The 2621-nt window shown below is 31.9% G+C and carries 2 protein-coding genes and 1 pseudogene; 2 read left to right on the plus strand and 1 reads right to left on the minus strand.

Translation table 11 applies throughout. The features are described 5' to 3' along the window. Together QZ143_RS09660 and QZ143_RS09665 are read left to right on the plus strand one after the other, a co-directional pair. On the plus strand, nucleotides 1-1212 hold a 1212-nt coding region (locus QZ143_RS09660), incomplete at its 5' end, for a hypothetical protein (RefSeq protein WP_292883688.1). Nucleotides 1213-1326: 114 nt separating this feature from the next. Continuing rightward, nucleotides 1327-2349 carry a YeiH family protein gene (locus QZ143_RS09665; RefSeq protein ID WP_292883690.1) on the plus strand — a complete coding sequence of 341 codons (1023 nt, stop codon included), beginning with the start codon at nucleotides 1327-1329 and terminating at the stop codon, nucleotides 2347-2349. 34 nt (nucleotides 2350-2383) lie between these two features. Here QZ143_RS09665 and QZ143_RS09670 read toward each other — a convergent pair. Continuing rightward, a pseudogene (locus QZ143_RS09670) lies at nucleotides 2384-2521 on the minus strand (hypothetical protein); the annotation flags it as partial. Nucleotides 2522-2621 lie beyond the last annotated feature (100 nt).

Consider the following 2621-nt stretch of genomic DNA (forward strand, 5'->3'; position numbering starts at 1 on the left):
CAAAAAACAAATACTCCAAATAGTATTTTAGATGTTAAACAATATATATTTTGCGATTCTAATGGTAGATTAGTCCTTTCAGATCCTCGTTTTGTGAAAATTTTTAAATCCTGTCAAAAAGCTCTGAAATCTTTTGATTTAAGTTTTAAAAAGGATGTTCCTTATTTTAAAATGAGTTTAGCTAGGTGCCCACATTGTGGAACTCGTCATGTTGTTAAATATGGTTTTACAAAAAGAACATTAGTATTTAAAGAAATTGGTAAAACTAATGTGAAGGTTCAGCGTTATATTTGCAAACGTTGTGATAAAACATTTCAAACAGATTTAACAAGTCTTGTTGATAAAAACAGCAATTTTACGAATGAATTGAAAAGTGAATCAGAACATTTAATTTCAGATTATCTGGGAAGCTTAAAAAATGTTTGTAAATCATTTAAAAAATTCTTTGGAATCACGATTTCACATCAAACAATTGAAAATTGGCTTTTTGTTAATGAAAACATTTTAGAATTTGATTTAGGGCGTTGCTCGGGTTATTATGTCTTTGATGTAGAATGGATAAAAATCAACGGAAAATGGAAATATCGTCACACATTACTTGATTCTATTTCAAATTGCATCGTAGCCGATGCAATTTACGATACTGAAGATGATACAACTGTTGAAAAGTTTTTAAGAGAATCTACAGCAAATAAAAATAAAATTGCAATCACAACTGATTTAGATAAAAAATATGCCTCAATTATCCCAAAATTAGGTTTTAAACATCAATTATGTATTTTTCATACTAAAAAAAGTTTAAATAAACAATTAAAAACTTTTAAAGATAAAAATCGTATTTCTGACGAAGAATATCAAGAATGTCACAAACAACTAAAAATAATCAAAGATTTATTTGATTTAAATAATTATAATGAATTCAAAAATGAAGTACAATCTTTAATTTATCGTAAAGATGATTTTCATCCAGTGATTTATAAAATAATCAGAAAATCAATCACTCCACGATATAAAAGCTTCATTTATCACTTAAAAGATAAACGAATTGAAAAAACAAGTAACAAAATTGAAAATGCATTTCAAAAAACAATGCCAAAATCAAGAAAACGAACATTCAAGACCAAACGAGGCGTTTTAAAACGAATCTATCGCAGAGATCTCATTTGGAATGACAATCGCAAAAAGGATTTTGAAAATCAACAAAGTTTTTGAAAGAGTCCAATCTACATTGAACTAAACTTATAAATATGTCAATAAATAGATATTATCATTGGTTTAGAAAAAATAGTTTCATCTGTTTTTATAGATTTTTTTTAGTGATTAACCATGTTTAAAGATAAACTCTACGGAATTATATTGTGCCTTATCATTGCAATTCCAGCACTTATTGCGGGAAACATGTTTCCCATAATAGGCGGACCAATCATTGCAATAATTTTAGGCATGATAATTGCCGTATTTTGGAAAAGAAGAGAAAACTTTGACGAGGGAATAAGTTTCACCTCAAAATATGTCCTGCAGGCAGCGGTTGTGCTTCTTGGATTTGGCTTGAATCTCAACGTGATTCTAGCTACAGGAATTCAATCCTTTCCAATAATTGTCGGTACAATTGCAACCGCCTTGATAGTTGCATATGTAATGAAAAGAATACTCAATATGGAGAAAAACTCAGCAATACTGATAGGTGTAGGTTCATCAATCTGCGGCGGATCAGCTATTGCGGCAACAGCTCCCGTAATCAATGCAGATGATGAGGAAGTTGCACAATCTATATCAGTAATATTCTTCTTCAATGTTTTAGCAGCAATCATATTCCCAATGCTTGGAAAAATGCTCGGATTTTCAACAGTCAGTGGAGATCCATTCGGAATATTTGCAGGAACCGCAATAAACGACACTTCATCAGTAACTGCAGCTGCAGCAACATGGGACAACATGTGGGGTCTTGGAAGCCAGACACTTGACAAGGCCGCAACCGTAAAGCTAACACGTACATTAGCAATAATTCCAATAACATTAGCATTATCATTAATCACACAAAGACAGAATAACTTCAGCGGTGAAAAATTCAGTCTTAAAAGAGCATTGCCACTGTTTGTGGTGTTATTTGTAGTTGCATCCATAATAACAACAATATGTGTCAGTTTCGGTTTAGATGCAAACCTGTTCATGCCTCTTAAGGAACTGAGCAAATTCTTCATTATCATGGCAATGGCAGCAATCGGACTCAACACAGACATTGTTAAACTTGTAAAATCAGGTGGAAAACCTATAACATTAGGTTTCACATGTTGGATAGCAATAACCGTCGTCAGTTTGCTATTGCAAAAATTCTTAGGAATTTGGTAAAAAAAGAGTTTAAAGGGAAACTCAAGGAGTTTCCTTATATTAATTTTTGAATTTCTTCACGAACAACCTTATTGACCAGACTACCGTCAACCTTTCCCTTAAGTTGTTTCATGCACATTCCCATCAAAGGACCCATAGCACCCATTTGACGTTCCTTAACCATTCCCTCATTGTTTCACAAAACGAGGATCTGAAAGGACTAATCTACCATTAGAATCGCAAAATATATATTGTTTAACATCTAAAATACTATTTGGAGTATTTGTTTTTTG

The sequence above is a fragment of the Methanobrevibacter sp. UBA188 genome (assembly GCF_905234905.1).
Classification (GTDB): domain Archaea; phylum Methanobacteriota; class Methanobacteria; order Methanobacteriales; family Methanobacteriaceae; genus Methanocatella.

Excerpts from the sequence above, each read along its gene's own strand:
- QZ143_RS09665 (WP_292883690.1), top strand. The coding sequence starts at position 1,327 with ATGTTTAAAGATAAACTCTACGGAATTATATTGTGCCTTATCATTGCA.